The following is a 17,389-nucleotide window of genomic DNA, read 5'->3' as shown; positions in this document are numbered from 1 at the left end:
GCCTCTTTCGTTTTAATTCTGCATGGTTACCGTACCTGTTTTCCTGTCATACATTACCGTGTCATCCACCACAGTTTTTTCAACTTTCACCTTGAGCCATTCATCCGGATCCAGCTCAAAAAGATCTTCGCTTAAAATGGTAAAATCAGCAGTATAGCCACTTCTGATAAGCCCCTGCTTCTTTTCTTTACCTGCTGCCTGAGCGCTGCCGTACGTATATAAACGCAGAGCCTCATATAACGTGAGCTTCTGCTCAGGATAGTAACCTTCGTGTTTTTCTTCCGGCTTCCTTCTTGTGACAGCAGCATGAATGCCCAACAAGGGATCCACCGGCTCTATCGGAGCATCAGAACCACCGGCACAGATTAATCCTGCATCAAGCAAGGTCTTCCAGGCGAAAGAATACTTCATTCTTTCTTTGCCGAGCCTGTCTATCACCCATGGAAAATCAGAAGCAACAAATCTTGGCTGGAGATCCAGAATAACAGGAAGCTTTTTCATCCTGTGAATTAAGTCTTCTCTTGCAACCTGAATGTGAATAAGCCTGTCACGCTGACCCTTTAATAATGGCGGGTATTTTTCAATAATGTCAATTGCAAGCTCAAGTGCGGCGTCCCCTATTGTATGTACAGCAATCGGCATATTTAACTTCCTGGCTTTTTTTACAATGTCCTGCAGTTCCTCCCGGGAATAAATGGCCACTCCCTTTGTTGTTTCATCATCTGCATAAGGTTCGCTGAGGAGAGCAGTTCTCCCCCCAAGAGCACCATCTGCAAAAATCTTTACGGAACCTGGTTCCACAAAATTATTTTGTTCTGTGCTGGCACTTATTTCAGACAGTATTTGTTCTGCAACTTCATGGTGTATAAGAAGATTAGCACGAAACTTCACTTTCTTCCCATCAATTTTTTCATAGAAAGCCGCCAGTGTGCCTGAAGGATCTCCGTAATAATTCAGGTCTTCTGTATGCCCTCCAACAAAACCCTTGCTTAACAAGTCATCTATCGATGTTCCCAGAGCCTTTTTAACATAATTTAAGCTTATAGCCGGAGCCGCTTCCCGGATTAAATCCTGTGCCTGGTCCAGCAAATATCCAGTAGGCGCTCCTGTATTATCCTTAACGATTATCCCGCCTGATGGTTCCGGAGTTTCCCTCGTTATTCCCGCAAGCTTTAGGCCGTATGAATTTGTAACGAGAGCATGGCGGCAAACTCGGGATAAAATAATCGGGTGTTCTGTCGTTACTTCATCCAGAATATGTCTGTCCGGCACTTTTGCCTCTGCATATAAATTTTCATTAAACCCTTCTCCAATGAGCCACTCCCCCGGCGGAAGTTTGGCAGCGGCTTCAAACAAGGTGTTTTTGAGTATTTCTATACTGTCTATTTCGGAGAGATCGAGTTTCAGGAGTTTCTCCCCGTGCCCGACCATATGTAGATGACTGTCAGTAAAACCAGGGTACATAACTGCCCCTTCCATATTTTCCATCCTCGTAATTTCTTCCTTGAATTCGGATAGCAATTGTTCTTTTGTCCCTGTCCCCCGAATGATTCCATCTTTTACAAAAACCGCTTCCTTACTATCATGCTCATTCTCCATTGTTCTCACTTTACCACCGTACCACAGTGTTCCCACAGCCTGCCCCTCCTGCCATTTATTCTCTTTTAACTGCTGATATTTTCCATATTAAGAGTATCACACAATCAGATTTTAATAAAAAACAAAGATTTATTTAATCATATGATATTTCACTCGCAGCTAATGCTATTCCTGCAGGAAAGAGCATGTGCTTCGTCTCGACGTATACTCTGCAGAGCTTAACTGGCAGAGGAAGAGACAGTCTCGCTCGTACCTTTCGCGATAATCAACATTACACGCACAGTCAACATCAGCCTTCAACAGAACCATTTTTATAAGGAAGTTAGAAGCTCTTAAAAAGCATCCCCCGAAACCGGAAGATGCTTTCTTTGTTCCACTTATTTTATTAACGGTTTCCACTCATTTGCTGCTGAGCCATTGAAACTAAACGTTTAGTAATCTCTCCACCTACTGATCCGTTAGCCCGGGATGTTGTGTCAGCACCTAGCTGTACGCCAAACTCCTGAGCAATCTCATATTTCATTTGATCTAAAGCTTGTTGTACACCAGGGACTAATAATTGGTTAGAACTGTTGTTGTTCGCCATCTTTTTCACCTCCCTTGTAATCATAGATTGTACAAAGTTAAAGGGAAAAATTCAGTTAAAAAGATGGTTACAGGACCAATTTTTGGAAATTAAATTACCGATTTCCCAGTTTCAGTATTTAAGCTAAAGATTTGGATTCACTATAAATCGGATTAGTTGTTAAAAAAGATCCTCAAACTCTTTTTCTATATTAGTATCGTGTTTGATAATTACTGTTTCAATTCCTTCCACTGCTTCACTTACATACTTATCTACATCAATCGCCTGCTCATAAGCTGCCGCTTTTCTAATGGATGGCCGTGTTTTTGTCTGAGGCGGCAGGAAAATAGTACAGCAATCTTCATAAGGCAGGATCGATAATTCGTAAGTGCCAATATTTCTGGCGATCTCAATGACCTCCAGTTTGTCCATTGTTACCAGCGGCCTGAGTATCGGCAAATTAGTAACTTCATTTATTGTATGCATGCTGTGGAGCGTCTGGCTGGCAACCTGGCCGAGGCTTTCCCCGTTAACAAGAGCGAGAGCTCCATTTTTTTCAGCTGCCGCTTCTGCAATCCGCAGCATGAACCGGCGCATAATTGTCATTTCATAGTTATCTGGCACTTTCTTATGAATCTCCTGCTGGGCTGCAGTAAAAGGGACGATGTGCAGTTTGATCCTGCCCCCGAATCTTGTAAGCACACGGGCTAAATCTTCCACTTTCTGTCTCGCCCGTTCATTTGTGAACGGAGGGCTGTGGAAATGGATAGCTTCGAGCTCCACCCCTCTTTTTAAAGCAAGATATCCTGCAACAGGACTGTCAATACCCCCGGAAAGCATAAGCATTACTTTCCCGGCTGTACCAACAGGAAGGCCGCCTGCCCCTTTTCTTGTTTTGCACATAATGTAGCAGGCTTCATCCCTGATCTCTACTTTAACTTCCACATCCGGGTTATGCACATCAACTGTCAGCTCTTTCGTATTTCTCAAAATATGAGAGCCGATATGGTAATTCAGTTCCTGGGATCTTTTCGGAAAAGTTTTATTCGCCCTTTTTACAGATACTTTAAAAGTCCCTCTTTCTTCAGGGAGTGCATCTTTTATTGCCCATAATGCACCTTCATCAATACGTTCCTGGTCAAGTTCCAGTTTTAACGCCGGACTGAAGGAATGTATGCCAAATATATCTTTCAGACGGCTGGAAACTGCTTCCTCATCTGCGCCATTCAGTTCGATAAACATTCTTCCAAATGATCTTATCACTTTTGTTTCCGGGAATTTCTTCAGAGCTCTTTTAAGATTGTCCTGAAGTTTTTTTTCAAATTCTTTTCTGTTCTTTCCTTTCAGAGCCAGTTCTGCATACCGTATTAAGATATGATTGTAATTCATTGTTTGTTTACCACCTTTTTCAGAGAAGCAACAATATCACTGAATTCAGCAATAAACCTCTCCGCTTCTTCAAATGTATTTTCGTATGTTAAAGAAATCCTTAAAGCACTTGATGCTGTCTCCTTATCGTAGCCCATTGCGATCAATGTCCTGCTCGGTTCCGTCTCCCGGCTGGAGCAGGCAGACTTTGTTGAGACATAAATATCTTTTTCCGCAAGGGCCTGAACCATTACTTCCGGTTTTATGCCAGGTACAGAAATATTGAGAATATGCGGTGCCCGCTCCTCTGGTGAGTTTATAACCACACCTGGAATATTACTGCATTCCTGTTCAATCCAGCGATTTATTTTTCTGATTTGAGGGAGGAAAGTTTCAGATTTCCCCATACTCATTCTCAGAGCTTTTATCATAGCGGTAACACCGGCAACATTCTCAGTACCTGCTCTGATTCCTCTCTCCTGGCTGCCGCCGGACAGAAGAGAATGGAGCCTGACACCGTTTCTCACATATAATATTCCGCTACCTTTCATGCCATGAAATTTATGAGCGGATAATGTACATAAATCCACCTTTGCAGTTCTGAAGTCCAGGGGCACTTTTGCCGCTCCCTGTACATGATCAACATGAAACAATACTTTTGGGTGATGAGAGAGCACTTCGCCAATTTCCTGAACAGGCTGTATACTTCCTGTTTCATTATGGACATGTATAAGAGAGACGAGAATAGTTTCGTCTGTAAGTTCTTCTTTTACCTGTTCAGCAGTAATTATCCCATTATTATCAGGGTCAAGGTATGATACTCTGAAGCCCTCTTTCTCCAGCTGCTGAAATGCTTCCAATGATGAAGCATGTTCTGTACTGGAGGTAATTAAATGATTACCCCTGCCCTGGTACTGATGGGCAGTTCCTTTTATCGCGAGATTATTACTTTCAGTTCCCCCGGAAGTAAAAAGAATTTCTGATGGGTTTACCTTCAATAACTCTGCCGCCCGCTCCCTTGCCTGGACTAGAAGGCGCTCAGATATCTTCCCTAAAGGATGGAGGGAGGAGGGGTTGCCAAAATATTCTGTAGACACTTTCAAATATGTGTCAGTTACTTCTGGGTATGGGCGGGTTGTAGCACTGTTATCAAAGTAAATCATCGTTTTTTCTCCTTTTTCTTCCAATATTATATATGTCGATTATAGCCATTATTATCCTCTCGAATAAGAGGGACAGGCTGCAACAATTAATCATAACATACCGGGGTGCAAAGGAAAAACAAATTATCGCATATATAATTGCATTGATTTTATTTAATTTTAACTGTTTACAATTATTGAATTTATTATATAATTCTTATCGTCTGTGTTTTTCCGACGTTATTGTCAAATATTAAATTATATAGGCACTGTTACACTTTGATGTTGATTTTGGCTCGCCTCAATTGGTCCCCTTTTACAAACTCAACATAGACCTTAACATGACATGGCCTGTATAACACCCGGAGGGTAACAACTATGGATAAAAATACTATTTCTGTTAAAGAGACCTTGGCAATCGGGCTAATGATGTTCGCATTGTTCCTTGGTGCAGGAAACTTAATTTTCCCCCCTGCTCTTGGGCAGGAAGCCGGAAGCGCAGTATGGACCGCAGCAGCTGGTTTTTTAGTTACAGGAGTAGGATTGCCTGTTTTAGCTATTATAGCCATCGCAAAGTCAGGAGGAGATCTTCAGCATATATCCAAACGGGTTAGTCCGTTATTTGCCATAGTTTTTTCTCTGGCTGTTTATTTAGCAATCGGCCCTTTATTCGGAATCCCCCGTACTGGTTCTGTTGCTTATGAAACAGGTGTGCTCCCATATATGAGCGAAGCTTCCCCTGTATCTTTATTTTTGTTTACGTTCATCTTTTTTGGGATAAGTTACTGGCTAAGCCTGAACCCCGCAAAACTGGTAGGGAGAATTGGAAAAGTTATTACGCCTGTTCTTCTTTTCGTCATTGCGGTATTAGCTGGCACAGGCCTGATCCGTCCAATGGGAGAGCCGGCTTCTCCAGCTGAAGCATACGAGGAATTCGCTTTTTTCCGAGGCTTTCAGGAAGGTTATTTAACGATGGACGCTATAGCTGCTCTTGTTTTTGGAATTGTAATAATTTCAAGGCTGAAGGAAAGAGGTATCACGTCAAAAGATGAACTTACAAAGCGGACGATCCAGGCAGGGCTTATTGCCGGAACAGGGTTAATGTTCGTTTATTTCTCCCTTGCATTTCTTGGAGCATCCAGCGTCAGCGTAATTGGATACCAGGAAAATGGCGGCGCCATCCTGACTGCTGTTGCCGATGAACTTCTCGGTACAGGTGGGATTATATTACTGTCTGTAGTAATCACTTTAGCGTGCTTAACTACTGCAGTAGGGTTAATTTCGGCGTTCGGGGAATTTCTAAACAAGCTTATTCCATCCTTGAATTATTCTGTTACTACAGCAGCCATAACATTGTTCAGCCTTCTTATGGCTAACATGGGGCTTACTCAGCTTATCCAGTTCTCTCTGCCTATGCTTATTATGCTGTACCCTGTTGCTATAGTGCTTATAATTCTGTCGTTAGCGAAAGACAGGTTCAATGAGTCCTCCGGAGTTTTTAAAGGAGCAGTTGCAGGAGCGGCCCTCGTCAGTATTCCTGATGGTTTGAGCGGCACAGCTCTCTTCTCTGGTTTGTTTCAGCCTTTAATGGATGCTTTGCCTCTTTCAGCATACGGAATCGCCTGGCTCATTCCGGCTGTAATTGGAGGTATAATTGGGGGCATTCTAACGCGTAAAATATGAACAATCTCAACGTAACTTACAGTGTAATGCTTGTGTTACTTGGCACGAAAACAAACAAATGGAGGGGCTTAGAAGAAATTGACGGCGATATAATCAAAAGTCACCGGTGTAACTGCATTTCTTAAAATGTAAACGCTGTCTCGGCAGCCGGTAAGTAATCGTCCCCTTCTTTAAAATTATAATTACACGATTGAAAAATGCGGGTCCTCTGATAAGAGGAAAAAACAAAAAGCAGAAACGGCTCTCTCCGTTTCTGCTTTTTCTTTCCTTAATCGGATTCATTACTGATTCTTTCAATAAGGTCATCCACAGAAATAATTTTATCTGGTGCGATATCATTAAAATCGCCAGGATGTATACCTCTGACAGCAAATTGTCTGTTTTCAGTTATTTGTTCGTTTGTCAGAGAGTCCACTCCGGAGCGGTCTTCTGTTTCCCTGTCCGTATGATCCTTAAGCCCCGGATCTTCAAAATTATCTGTTTCCAGTTCAGAAAAAACCTGGGATTTGTCAGACTCCAGATCACCTGTTTCATCCACAGGAACGTCCAGACCCTCCCCAACAAAATCCGCCGTTTCAATTTCCCTGTCCGGGAGAAAAGAGAAAATGAGTACGGACCAGACGGAAATACAAGCGACTGCCGTTCCAATTAACAAGCTCCATCGGGCTATCATCTAATTCTCCCCCTTTATTAATCAGACTGTCAGGAGTTCTCTGTTGGCAGAGACTTTTTCAAGTACATTAGGTTCAACTTTTTCGACTGCTTTAAGTGCGGTTGTAAGTGCTTCTTCATACTGATACTGCCTGAAACAGCTTTCAGCCTGAAGAAGTTTAATATTTAATTCGTCGTATTTGTTTCTGTACCTGTTGCCGTACTGGATAACCTGTTCTGCCAGTCTGGCTTCTTCAATAACCTTGTTAAGCAACTCTGTACAGCTTTCTACATGTTTCGTTGCTTCTTCCACTTTAATTCTGATTTCATCCATAGAAAGAGGAAGTTCATTTAATTTCTTTGCTGCCTCTTCTACAGCTTTTCCAGCTTCCTCAAGTTCCCCCAGCAGTTCAGATGGTACACCAGGAAGATTGCTCTTGTTTAGTTTCTTACGTCCTGACAGGAGTGTTTCCCTGAGTTGCCTGATTGTTTCTCCAGCATCCCGCTCATCACTTCTCAGATGATTGAGGCGTTCTTTTCTGTCCGCCATATCCTTTTCCGCTTCAGCCAGTTTTCCGTTAAACTCTTCAATCAGCTTTCTGATTGAGGTAAATGATTGTTTCTTTTCCTCAGCAGACGCCTTGATTACTGTATACTGGTTCACCAGTGATTTGAACTGCTTCTCTGTTTTCAAAAGATTATCGTCGTCTTCTTCTGTCAGCCTGTAACTAAGCTTCAGTGTTTCTATTTCTTTTATGAGTGCTTCATACTGTTCCGACATGGCCACGAGTTTCTGCTCCAGTACCGGCAGTTCTTTTTCCGAGTATTGCTTAGACAGAGCTTCATACTCAAGCTTCTCGTATATTTCATTAATATTTTTCTGAATAGAATCAACCGGCTCTGCCACCTCATTGAGTTTAAGCTCCTCAGCCAGCGGAAGCAGCGTTCCGATCTGCTTTTTCAGCTCTTCCGTCTGCCATTTAACAGAGAAATGTTCAAGGTTATACCCTTCCTTTTCCATCTCTTCGAAACCTCTCTCCAGTTCCTGCAGCTGTGCGGGCAATTCTCTCTGAAGAAGAACAAGGAATTCCGGCGCCTTTTCCATCGCCTCATTAATGAAACCAATCTCTTCTTTTAATTGGAGCAGGATTTCCCTTGCCTGGAGGTAGTTCCCCTGATCCGTCTCTTCCTCAAAAGATGTAAAGAGCTCCTGGAGATCCTGAATTCGTTTTTCAGCATTCGCGCCAGCAGCTCCAAGTATCCCTCGCTGCGCCCACATTTTTTTCTTCGTCTCCTGGTACAAATCCTTGACACTATGTATGTCCTGCCGGTTTTGTTCCTCACTGTCGATGAGCTGCTCCACATCTGCAAACATTTCTTTCAAATGTGTATCCAGATTGTTAAGCTCCTCATCAACAAAGCGGGCAATCCTTCTTCCTTTATTAAATCTGTACCTATTTGCAGATTCTTCGATGTCAAACAGCTTTTCTTCTATATCAGGCAGCTGAACTGTGACTATTTCATCCCATTCTTTGCGCCATTGCTCAAACCTTTCCTCCGTCTCCCCTGACATTTTAAGTGATTTAATCTTAGAAAGTTCCTCGGTCACAGGCTCGTTCATAAGCTGTATTTTTCTGTTTTCAAGCCTGTCCACTTCTTTATAGATCGCCTTTCTGGACCATGCCCCGTAAATGATTGCAAGCAGAAAGACAACTATGGATGCATAAATAACGTAAAATATCATTGAAGGCCTCTCCTTTTATTAGTTTTTTTATTTCGTGATCCGGTTATTTATAAAATTTCATACATCGACAAAATTTGAATTGTTAGTATAATAAATAGATAATCTTATCTTAGCATAGAAAAACAAGAAATTACTTACAAAATCTATCTTTTTTTGATCAATTTCTCTTATTTTTTATCGTAATGTAACTGGAGGGTAATTTCATATAACTTTTTACGCATTTTTTGTTGTGTTTTCAACTAAAAACTTTAAACAGGAGTGTTATTAAATGAGAGACGGGCACATACATTCCCCATACTGTCCCCATGGTTCTGGCGACGCTTTTGAAAAATACATAAACAAAGCGATTTCCCTTGGATATAAAAGCATGACTTTTACAGAGCATGCCCCACTTCCTGCACCTTTTACCGATCCTGTACCTGAAAAAGACTCTGCAATGCAGCTCAGGGACCTGCCTTCATACATAAGAGACTTAAGACAATTAAAAGAACGTTACCGAAGGGATATAGAAATTAATATTGGGCTTGAAGTTGATTTTATTGAAGGATTTGAAGGAGAAACAAAAGAGTTTCTCGATAATTGGGGGAAAGAGCTGGATGAGGCAATTTTATCGGTTCATTTTCTAAGACTGCCGGACAACCGCTATATTTGCCTGGACTATTCGCCTGATTCATTCAAACTGCTGACAGAGAAATTTTCTTCTCTCGAGGCTGTTTATAAAAAATATTATGATACGCTGCTTTGTTCCGTCGAAGCCGACCTCGGACCGTACAAGCCGAAGAGGATAGGTCATATTACACTTGTTAGGAAGTTTCAAAAATTATTCCCACGGCATTTTGATGATAAAAACTATCTCACACCCTTATTACAGGCTCTGAAGAAACAAGGTTATTCCCTTGACATCAATGGGGCCGGCTTGATTAAGCCATACTGCGGAGAACTTTATCCGCCGGAAGAATGGATCAGAGCCGCCCAAAAAGAGGGGATCAGTCTTGTTTACGGTTCAGATGCCCATGATCCCCAACAGCTGGGCCAGGGGATACAAGAGCTGAGGAAGCTGCCATTTTTCTCTGAAAACTTTAATAGTTAGCTTCCCTCAGCTTACTGTTTTTTCTTTAAAATGGACACCAATCCAGTGTGCAAGCTGTGAAAAATACTTATCCAGAAAATTACTGTCATGAGGCATCAGATGATAGACTTCCCTGATATACTGCGGATGGAGAAAAGGCATGTTCAGCATCCCCTTCAGCTGTATAACAAAAAATTCATCAGGAAGGTCATACACTTCTTCATTACTGTAGCCCTTCTTCAGCAAGGTGCTGAAGAGATGTTTTTCCTTTGCCAGGTATGTGCTCATCAACTCTCTGACAAGCGTCGTGTCAAGTGTAATCTCTCTGTGAACAAATCTGGCGAGGTGGGGCCTTTTCTGCTGGTATACGAGTACATTCCAGATCGCCTGCAAAAGACAGTCGTATGCTTTATCTTCTTCCCTTAATGCTTTATCGACCTGCACTTCAATTACTGCAGTATATCCTTCAAGAAAATCCGTTATAAGCTGTTCCAGGAGACCTTGTTTATTTCTGAAATAATAAGATATCAACGCTACATTACACTCCGCCTTTTGTGCGATATCCCTGACGGAAGTGCCTGAAAAACCTTGCACATTAAACAGCTCCACCGCCGCTTTTATTACTTTTTCTTTTGAAGCTTTTTTTGCCATCTTTTCACACCACCTGTATACCTGTGATAACTATGCTGTTACTACTTTAATTCTCGATTTTACCGTTGTTTCCTTTATAAAAATATCGACAGATTCAGAGCTAATATCACACACAGCTTTTTGTTTGTGGTATACTTTTCGAAAAATATCCCAGGAGGTTATCACATGTTTCAGACTACTGCATATTCCGGCTCCCTTAAGGAGCAATATGAATCCCTCTCCCGTCAGCTTGACGCATTGCTTGAAGGAGAAACAGACTTAACAGCAAATTTAAGTAATGCCTCTGCACTGTTAAACCAGTTCCTTAACGATACTAACTGGGTAGGCTTTTATATATGGAAAGAAGACCAGCTGGTATTAGGACCTTTCCAGGGCCTTCCTGCATGCGTAAGAATAGCCAGTGGTAAAGGAGTTTGCGGTACAGCCGCTGCGGAAAGAAAAACACAGCGGGTAGCAGATGTCCATGCATTCCCTGGCCATATCGCTTGTGACGCTGCTTCAAATTCAGAAATCGTCGTACCGATGGTTAAAGATGGAGAATTGCTGGGAGTACTCGATATCGACAGTCCGCTGAAAAACAGGTTCACGGAAGAAGACCAGCAGGGACTTGAGCTCTTTGTTAAAACATTAGTAAACAAGTTATAATTTATTGCACGTATATTAGCAGGTGGTTTTCTTCCACGATTTTTGATCGAAAGGATGAAATCCACCTGCCTTATATTTTACCCTACCTGCTTAATCCTGGTACAGGGGGAAAAACTCAAGCCCAATGTTCCGGTGATAAAATGCCGTGACAGTAATAGGGAAACTTCTGAAGGAAACGAGCGTTTTCTTTTTTCAAAAAATAGGGTCAGTACCCAGAAGATGGGCCGCAAGACGCTCTTGCATCCCATGAGCAGCGTCGTTCTCCCTTCTCAAGTAACGCAAGACACTCTTGCATCCCATGAGCAGCCTGGTTCTCCCTTCTCAAGTACCGCAAGACACTCTTGCATCCCATGAGCAGCCTGGTTCTCCCTTCTCAAGTAACGCAAGACGCTCTTGCATCCCATGAGCAGCGTGGTTCTCCCTTCTCAAGTACCGCAAGACGCTCTTGCATCCCATGAGCAGCGTGGTTCTCCCTTCTCAAGTACCGCAAGACGCTCTTGCACTCCCTGAGCAGCGCGGTTCTTCCTGCTCAAGTACCGCAAGAAACTCTTGCATCCCTTGAGTAACGTTTTTTTCCTTCTCAAGTACCGCAATCCCTTACTTATGGTCCCCCACCTCGCTAACCACAACAAGACTTACGCTCCCTCCCCTCCAGCGGGCTAATCGTTTAAAAAGCATCCCACTACACCGGAAAAGGTTCCCAGTATAAAAAATACAGAACCTTCCCTTGACTTCAGACTCTAAAAAATATACACTATACTTTGTGCAAATAAGACAGCCACGGTAAACATCATGTGGTTCATTTTATTCCCGTTTGATAGCACGTAAGCTGTGCTGGCGCATTGATGCGCCGCAGAGGGACGCCTCTGCTATAAAACGAGGTGCATCGCGTAACCTCTAGCTGTCGAGGCGAGGGTGCATGAAGATAAAATGTCCTTGTGAGTGGGATTGCCACTGTTATTTATTTCACTAAAACTGAAATATAAAGGAGGAGCTATATTATGGCTCGATATACTGGACCAAGCTGGAAGCTCTCCCGCCGTTTAGGAATTTCTTTAAGCGGAACTGGAAAAGAGCTCCAAAAGCGCCCTTACGGACCTGGTGAACACGGTCCCAACCAACGTAAAAAACTTTCTGAGTACGGACTTCAGCTTCAGGAGAAGCAGAAGCTTCGTCACATGTACGGCATGAATGAGCGTCAATTCCGCAGCCTGTTCGACCAGGCTGGCAAAATGCAAGGTATCCACGGTGAGAACTTCATGATTCTTCTTGAGTCCCGCCTTGACAACCTTGTATACCGTTTAGGTCTTGCACGTACACGCCGTCAGGCTCGTCAGCTTGTTAACCACGGTCACATCACTGTAGATGGTCAGCGCGTAGATATTCCATCTTACCGTGTACAACCTGGTCAGACAATCTCTGTACGTGAAAAATCACGTAACCTTGACATCGTTAAGGATGCACTTGAAGTTAACGACTTCGTACCAGCATACCTTGAGTTCGATGTTGACAGCTTAGAAGGTAAATATGTTCGCTTCCCTGAGCGTTCTGAACTTCCAGCTGAAATTACAGAAGCTCTTATCGTTGAGTTCTACTCCCGTTAATAGCTTTGAGAAAAAGCACAGCCAATGGCTGTGCTCAGGCTGTTGAGAAAGTCTTCTCAACAGCCTGTTTTTTTGATTAATTATCCAATTATTCAGATAAAAATAGTATAATAAAGATAGGGTTCTTAAAATTTGTACAATCTCATTCGCTACAGACGGACGCTTTCCGCGGGCAATGCTTCAGCTACCTCCGGAGCTGAAAAGCGCTCCGGAGGGGATCTTCAGCTATTGCTTTTCCCGCAGGAGTCGCCGTCTTTCTCTTCTTCGATTGCAAGATATACATAAAGTTTTGATTCAAAATTTCCTTATCCGAGGTGAAAAGAATGTTACGTCCAATAAGGGAAAAACAAGTTGAACTTGAAATGGTTTCTATTGATCAGCTCGTGCCGGAAGACCATATTGTTCGAAAAATAGACGAAAAGATCGATTTTAACTTCATTTATGACAGAGTGAAGCCTTTTTACTGTGAAGATAATGGCAGGCCGCCAATTGATCCGGTAATGCTTTTTAAGATGATGCTTGTTGGTTACTTCTTTGGGATCCGGTCAGAGCGGCAGCTGGAAAAAGAGATTCAAACCAATGTAGCTTATCGATGGTTTCTTGGATTAAATTTAACAGATAAAGTTCCCCACCATTCCACGATTAGCTTTAATCGCCATAAACGTTTTAACGATACTACCGTCTTTCAGGATATTTTTGATGACATTGTCCTGCTTGCGGCTGAAAACGGGATGGTAGGAGGAAGAGTTCTTTTTACAGATTCCACTCATTTAAAGGCAAATGCTAATAAGCATAAGTTCGTTAAGGAAAAAGTACAGGTAGAAACGCAGGAATATATAGAAGAGCTTGATAAAGCCGTTGAGGAGGATCGCAAAGCCCATGGAAAAAAGCCCTTAAGAAAAAAAGAGAAGGAGGTGGAAGAAAAGGAAGTCAAGGTTAGTACAACCGATAAAGATAGCGGATATATGTACCGGGAAGGGAAACCAGAAGGCTTCTTTTATCTGGATCATCGCACGACAGATATGAAATATAACATTATTACAGATGTCTATGTCACTCCCGGAAACGTCCATGATTCCCGTCCTTATTTGTCTCGTTTGGACCGCCAGCGAGAGCGTTTTGGTTTTGAAGTAGAAGCTGTTGGACTGGATGCAGGTTACTTAACCGTCCCTATTTGCCATGGGCTGGAGAAGCGAAACATTATGGGCGTCATCGCCCATCGGCGCTTTACTCCCAAGAAAGGCTTATTTCCAAAATGGAAGTTTACCTATGATAAAAAGACAGACAGCTATACTTGTCCCAACGGAAGCACGTTGACCTACTCTACAACGAACCGGGAAGGTTACAGGCAGTACCATTCAGATCCGAGTAATTGCAGGGTTTGTCCTTTCCTCTCTCAATGTACGTCTTCCAGAAATCATAAAAAGGTGATGACGAGGCATGTATGGGAAGAAAGTAAAGAGAAGGTCAGGGAAAACCGGCTGTCTCCCGAAGGGAAACTACTTTATAAAAAGAGAAAAGAAACGATTGAGCGAAGCTTTGCGGATGCGAAACAACTCCACGGGCTTCGCTACTGCCGGTTGAGAAGTGTGAAGGGCGCCAGTGAACAAGCACTGATGACAGCCATCGCACAGAACATAAAGAAGATCGCAAACCACCTTACGAGGGGGTAAGATGGTTTGCGATCTCCTTTAACCCACTAAGAACCTGTCTTTATTAAATCATTTTTATAAAAAGAGGCTGTCCCAAAAGGTCGCTAAATTGCGATCTTTAAAGGACAGCCTCTTTCTTACCTTTAGTCAACGCATTTTTGTTAATTTCTTTTACATTTCATTTTTGAGTGTAGGAGGAAGGGGGACCCCTTCCTCCTACACCCAAGTTTTTGTATCACAAAAAGACCTTACGCTTTCCTGTTTTTCGAAAGGTCAATGTGCTATAGTTGAATCAAACTTCGTTACGATCTTTGAGCTGGTAGTGCGGACTCATAATCGTACAATATGCCGTGTGTGATAAGTTGAAACGTCACTTTCAGGAACTTATTCATACACGCCACAACAGCGACCTTATGAGGCTTACTCTGAGGTTGCTTTTTTAATTTGTAATAATAGTCCACGAAGTGATTAGGTTTTCCTTTTGCCATAAGCATTGAACAAATCATAAAAAATAAAATTTTCCGCAGCTTCTTATTACCTCTTTTATTTATTCGATCACGATATTGCATATTACCGGATTGATAGCGCATGATATCAATGCCCGCGTAAGCGTTTAACTGTTTGGCGTTTTTAAAACGGCGGATATCCCCTAGTTCGCCAATCAGTCGACACGCTGTTGAATCTCCGATTCCTGGAAATGAACGCAAGACCTTATATTCTTTTCTCCCTTCTGAGATAGTTACCATTTGTTTGACGAGCTGAACCTTTTTCTCCATCAAATCCGCAATACGTCGAGCATAATCCCTTGCTTGATCACAACGAATGTCCGACGGATCAATAGCTGGATACGAATTTTCGGCAGCTTTCAATAATACAATGGCTTTCTCCTCTGCGCGTTTTAAAGATAAATTCTTTCGGGTGTTCTCTTTCAAACGGTTTTTAATAATCGTTTTTGAAAGTGCTCGTAATTGTGCCGAATGGGGATAGAGCTGTACGAGATTTAAAAATAACGCGGAACTTGGTGTAATGAGCTGTTCCAATTCCGGAAATGATAGATGTAAAATCGCATGCATTCTACTGCGTAAGAGGATCATCTCTTCATCAATTTCATCATAGTAACGTGTAATCGCCCGCATTTGTTCAAAGTAGTCATCTTGTTGGTATGTCGCTTCGCGAGCCATACTAAAGTGTGTTTTCGCAAGCTCGTGGGCATCGCTAATATCTGTTTTATGACGACGCATCTTAGCCATTTGTAAATTCGCTTCCAATGGATTCATACGGCAGTATGTATGGCCTTTAGTCGCCAGGAACTTTTCCAGTGGTTTTGAGTAAATACCTGTTGCTTCAAACACAATTTCGGGGGCTTGTTTATCCAAAACCGTCATTTCTTCAATTCTGTGATGAAGCCGTTCAAAATCAATCCGAGTATGAGTTAATTCCCCTTCCAATTCACATTGTTTATACCGGTCATAAATAGCAAAAGTACTTTTTCCTTTACTGACATCAAGTGCGATGACATGCTTCAAACGAACCTTCTCCTTTTTAGCCAATCATAGAAGTCTTCACAGCGCCTTATTGATTCCATTTTCTTATACACGATCTCTTGGACCCAACATACTAAACTGATTCAAACAAGGGTGTGAAGTTGGCCGGTTTTTTGATACGGACTCTTATCTTGGTCCCAGAGGCTGTTCGGCCTTTCTTCACTTCTACTATAAAAAAATAGTAGCACAGACCATGGCCTTGGTCTGTGCTACTAATGTTAGTATGTTTTTTATACTTTTTAGTCAGGCTGCTTTTTCCGCGCCTATTTTCCCTGCAAGGATATAAGCAATCGAAGCGGCAGCTATTGGTATAAGTATTGTAATGAGGTTTCTGTTGCCCAGCATCATCTCACCTGCTGCTCCACCCTCGTAACTCCCTGCTATGTCCGGAGTATACTGCAGAGTTAACAAAATGCCGGAGACTATCTGCAGACCCATCAGTAATATTAAAAATAGTGAAATAAACAATAAAAATTTCTTCATCGGAAAGACCCCTTACACTTTAATATTCTACTTTGGTAAAACCCTGAGGGCACAAATATTCAGGAATTTCACACTTATACTATTTAAACACAATTACAACTTTGTTGCTGGACAAATTGTCACAAGTTTAAGCAAATTTGTCCAGCAAACTGTTTTCTCTGGACAAATTCCGCTTTCTACGTCCTGATTTGTCCAGCAAATCTTCTAATCTGGACAAATCCAACCTTTTCAACGAAAATTTGTCCATAAAATAGTTAATGAAAGTAATTTATTCAAAATATTACTACTTACTCTGGACAAATTTTAGCTGTTTTATTGATATTTGTCCCGCAAACTGTTTTTTCTGGACAAATTCCGCTTTCTACGTCCTGATTTGTCCAGCAAATCTTCTAATCTGGACAAATCCAACCTTTTCAACAAAAATTTGTCCAGCAAACAACATCCAGCCTAGCCTAGATATAACACTAAACTATAAAACAAGCACCGCCCCTCCCAAAAAGAAGAGTCTGGTGCTTCACTTTATTTACTCAATTTCCTCGAAAAATAGTCCGCCTTCTGTCTGAACGAAGAGGGGATCCGTGACACTATCGAGACTGATTATTATATATGGATTGTCCTTTCCCGTTTCCTCTTCGGTGAACTCTACAGTGATGACAGTACCTTCTTCGTCATTGACAACCCCGGCTACATCGATTCCTTTTCCCTGGTTATCACTGCCGAGCGAAAGGACTACTATCGTTTTCTCTTCTTCATCTGTAAAACGTTTATAACCCTGAATTTCCGGAGAATTTTGCAGCTCAGCTGTATATCTGTCAACAGTCAGGTGTTCAGCTGCATCCGTTTCCTCCACTACCTGGTAATCGTCGCCATAGAACAAATACAAGAGGAATGCACCAATAATTAACGGCAAAATAACGAAACTACTTTTTTTCATCGCATAATCCTCCTGGAAAAATTAAATAAGAAACTGTCTCTATATATTTTACCAT

15 protein-coding genes are annotated in these 17,389 nt (G+C 42.1%); 5 read left to right on the top strand and 10 right to left on the bottom strand.

What is annotated here, in order from left to right:
• Nucleotides 1-12 precede the first annotated feature (12 nt).
• From BK582_RS10740 to BK582_RS10725, 4 genes are all read right to left on the bottom strand, one after another.
• Nucleotides 13-1,635 carry an amidohydrolase gene (locus BK582_RS10740; protein ID WP_078595032.1) on the bottom strand — a complete coding sequence of 541 codons (1,623 nt, stop codon included), beginning with the start codon at nucleotides 1,633-1,635 and terminating at the stop codon, nucleotides 13-15.
• Between the two features lie 349 nt (nucleotides 1,636-1,984).
• On the bottom strand, nucleotides 1,985-2,185 hold the full coding sequence (locus BK582_RS10735) for an alpha/beta-type small acid-soluble spore protein (RefSeq protein WP_078595031.1): 201 nt from the start codon (nucleotides 2,183-2,185) through the stop codon (nucleotides 1,985-1,987).
• Nucleotides 2,186-2,344: 159 nt separating this feature from the next.
• Complete coding sequence (gene thiI, locus BK582_RS10730) at nucleotides 2,345-3,553, bottom strand: tRNA uracil 4-sulfurtransferase ThiI (RefSeq protein ID WP_078595030.1); 1,209 nt, start codon at nucleotides 3,551-3,553, stop codon at nucleotides 2,345-2,347.
• Complete coding sequence (locus BK582_RS10725; protein ID WP_078595029.1) at nucleotides 3,550-4,695, bottom strand: cysteine desulfurase family protein; 1,146 nt, start codon at nucleotides 4,693-4,695, stop codon at nucleotides 3,550-3,552. Before BK582_RS10725 ends, thiI begins: the two co-directional genes overlap by 4 nt.
• Nucleotides 4,696-5,052: 357 nt before the next feature.
• Between BK582_RS10725 and brnQ the strand changes: the two genes are divergently transcribed.
• Complete coding sequence (brnQ, locus tag BK582_RS10720; protein ID WP_078595028.1) at nucleotides 5,053-6,357, top strand: branched-chain amino acid transport system II carrier protein; 1,305 nt, start codon at nucleotides 5,053-5,055, stop codon at nucleotides 6,355-6,357.
• A 268-nt stretch (nucleotides 6,358-6,625) separates the two neighbouring features.
• On the opposite strand, the gene BK582_RS10710 is transcribed toward brnQ, so the two are convergent.
• Together BK582_RS10710 and ezrA are read right to left on the bottom strand one after the other, a co-directional pair.
• Nucleotides 6,626-7,030, bottom strand: a complete 405-nt coding sequence (locus tag BK582_RS10710) for a hypothetical protein (protein WP_078595026.1) — start codon at nucleotides 7,028-7,030, stop codon at nucleotides 6,626-6,628.
• 21 nt (nucleotides 7,031-7,051) lie between these two features.
• Nucleotides 7,052-8,752 (bottom strand): septation ring formation regulator EzrA, encoded by a 1,701-nt coding sequence (gene ezrA / locus BK582_RS10705; protein WP_078595025.1) that lies wholly within the window; start codon nucleotides 8,750-8,752, stop codon nucleotides 7,052-7,054.
• 268 nt (nucleotides 8,753-9,020) lie between these two features.
• Between ezrA and hisJ the strand changes: the two genes are divergently transcribed.
• Complete coding sequence (gene hisJ / locus BK582_RS10700) at nucleotides 9,021-9,842, top strand: histidinol-phosphatase HisJ (protein WP_078595024.1); 822 nt, start codon at nucleotides 9,021-9,023, stop codon at nucleotides 9,840-9,842.
• A gap of 6 nt (nucleotides 9,843-9,848) precedes the next feature.
• Here the strand turns inward: hisJ and refZ are convergent, their stop codons facing one another.
• Nucleotides 9,849-10,472 (bottom strand): forespore capture DNA-binding protein RefZ, encoded by a 624-nt coding sequence (gene refZ, locus BK582_RS10695; RefSeq protein WP_078595023.1) that lies wholly within the window; start codon nucleotides 10,470-10,472, stop codon nucleotides 9,849-9,851.
• A gap of 165 nt (nucleotides 10,473-10,637) precedes the next feature.
• On the opposite strand from refZ, the gene BK582_RS10690 reads away from it, so the two are divergent.
• The 3 genes from BK582_RS10690 (at nucleotide 10,638) to BK582_RS10680 (ending at nucleotide 14,394) form a co-directional block, all read left to right on the top strand.
• On the top strand, nucleotides 10,638-11,117 hold the full coding sequence (locus BK582_RS10690) for a GAF domain-containing protein (protein ID WP_078595022.1): 480 nt from the start codon (nucleotides 10,638-10,640) through the stop codon (nucleotides 11,115-11,117).
• 1,001 nt (nucleotides 11,118-12,118) lie between these two features.
• The gene (gene rpsD / locus BK582_RS10685) at nucleotides 12,119-12,721 is read left to right on the top strand and encodes a 30S ribosomal protein S4 (RefSeq protein ID WP_078595021.1); all 603 of its coding nucleotides are present in this window, start codon (nucleotides 12,119-12,121) and stop codon (nucleotides 12,719-12,721) included.
• Nucleotides 12,722-13,044: 323 nt separating this feature from the next.
• On the top strand, nucleotides 13,045-14,394 hold the full coding sequence (locus BK582_RS10680) for an IS1182 family transposase (RefSeq protein ID WP_078595020.1): 1,350 nt from the start codon (nucleotides 13,045-13,047) through the stop codon (nucleotides 14,392-14,394).
• 281 nt (nucleotides 14,395-14,675) lie between these two features.
• Here BK582_RS10680 and BK582_RS10675 read toward each other — a convergent pair whose 3' ends face one another.
• From BK582_RS10675 to BK582_RS10665, 3 genes are all read right to left on the bottom strand, one after another.
• Complete coding sequence (locus tag BK582_RS10675) at nucleotides 14,676-15,899, bottom strand: IS110 family RNA-guided transposase (RefSeq protein WP_078593298.1); 1,224 nt, start codon at nucleotides 15,897-15,899, stop codon at nucleotides 14,676-14,678.
• A gap of 261 nt (nucleotides 15,900-16,160) precedes the next feature.
• The gene (locus BK582_RS10670) at nucleotides 16,161-16,400 is read right to left on the bottom strand and encodes a hypothetical protein (RefSeq protein ID WP_078592561.1); all 240 of its coding nucleotides are present in this window, start codon (nucleotides 16,398-16,400) and stop codon (nucleotides 16,161-16,163) included.
• Nucleotides 16,401-16,923: 523 nt separating this feature from the next.
• Entirely contained in the window at nucleotides 16,924-17,334 is a 411-nt protein-coding gene (locus tag BK582_RS10665) for a hypothetical protein (RefSeq protein WP_078592562.1), read from the bottom strand.
• Nucleotides 17,335-17,389: the final 55 nt, after the last annotated feature.

It is taken from the genome of Evansella clarkii (genome assembly GCF_002019695.1).
Taxonomy (GTDB): Bacteria; Bacillota; Bacilli; order Bacillales; family Salisediminibacteriaceae; genus Evansella; species Evansella clarkii.
The sequence above is the reverse complement of the archived record's forward strand: the minus strand, read 5'-3'. Positions and strand labels throughout refer to the sequence as shown.

Coding starts and splice junctions, on each gene's coding strand:
- BK582_RS10670 (WP_078592561.1), bottom strand. CDS start 16,400: ATGAAGAAATTTTTATTGTTTATTTCACTATTTTTAATATTACTGATG.
- refZ (WP_078595023.1), bottom strand. CDS start 10,472: ATGGCAAAAAAAGCTTCAAAAGAAAAAGTAATAAAAGCGGCGGTGGAG.
- hisJ (WP_078595024.1), top strand. CDS start 9,021: ATGAGAGACGGGCACATACATTCCCCATACTGTCCCCATGGTTCTGGC.
- BK582_RS10735 (WP_078595031.1), bottom strand. CDS start 2,185: ATGGCGAACAACAACAGTTCTAACCAATTATTAGTCCCTGGTGTACAA.
- BK582_RS10665 (WP_078592562.1), bottom strand. CDS start 17,334: ATGAAAAAAAGTAGTTTCGTTATTTTGCCGTTAATTATTGGTGCATTC.
- BK582_RS10710 (WP_078595026.1), bottom strand. CDS start 7,030: ATGATAGCCCGATGGAGCTTGTTAATTGGAACGGCAGTCGCTTGTATT.
- BK582_RS10690 (WP_078595022.1), top strand. CDS start 10,638: ATGTTTCAGACTACTGCATATTCCGGCTCCCTTAAGGAGCAATATGAA.
- ezrA (WP_078595025.1), bottom strand. CDS start 8,752: ATGATATTTTACGTTATTTATGCATCCATAGTTGTCTTTCTGCTTGCA.
- brnQ (WP_078595028.1), top strand. CDS start 5,053: ATGGATAAAAATACTATTTCTGTTAAAGAGACCTTGGCAATCGGGCTA.
- thiI (WP_078595030.1), bottom strand. CDS start 3,553: ATGAATTACAATCATATCTTAATACGGTATGCAGAACTGGCTCTGAAA.
- BK582_RS10725 (WP_078595029.1), bottom strand. CDS start 4,695: ATGATTTACTTTGATAACAGTGCTACAACCCGCCCATACCCAGAAGTA.
- rpsD (WP_078595021.1), top strand. CDS start 12,119: ATGGCTCGATATACTGGACCAAGCTGGAAGCTCTCCCGCCGTTTAGGA.
- BK582_RS10680 (WP_078595020.1), top strand. CDS start 13,045: ATGTTACGTCCAATAAGGGAAAAACAAGTTGAACTTGAAATGGTTTCT.